This window comes from Blastococcus sp. MG754426 (genome assembly GCF_021699055.1).
GTDB lineage: Bacteria > Actinomycetota > Actinomycetes > Mycobacteriales > Geodermatophilaceae > Blastococcus.
The window spans coordinates 1-266 of the sequence record NZ_SSXC01000205.1 but is presented as its reverse complement, the minus strand read 5'-3'; the positions used below and the strand labels follow the sequence as shown (position 1 = coordinate 266).

Here is a 266-nt window from a genome sequence, read left to right as displayed (position 1 = left end):
TCCCGCAGGGTGCCGTCGGGCGTCCGGCACGCCGGGGTGTCCACGAGCGCCGTGGGAGGGACGCTGACCAGCGCCGCGCGGTCGCCCTCGGCCGAGACCTACCTGGTCGTCGGGACCGGGCTCCCCGGTCAGGCAGGGGCGGCGTCCGTGGCCACCCTCGTCGTCTCGGTCTCGGCCGAGGGCGACCGCGCGGCGCTGGTCAGCGTCCCTCCCACGGCGCTCGTGGACACCCCGGCGTGCCGGACGCCCGACGGCACCCTGCGGGA

1 pseudogene is annotated in these 266 nt (G+C 78.6%); it reads left to right on the top strand.

The features are described 5' to 3' along the window. Nucleotides 1-51: 51 nt before the first annotated feature. A pseudogene (locus tag E9549_RS22975) lies at nt 52-266 on the top strand (hypothetical protein); the annotation flags it as partial.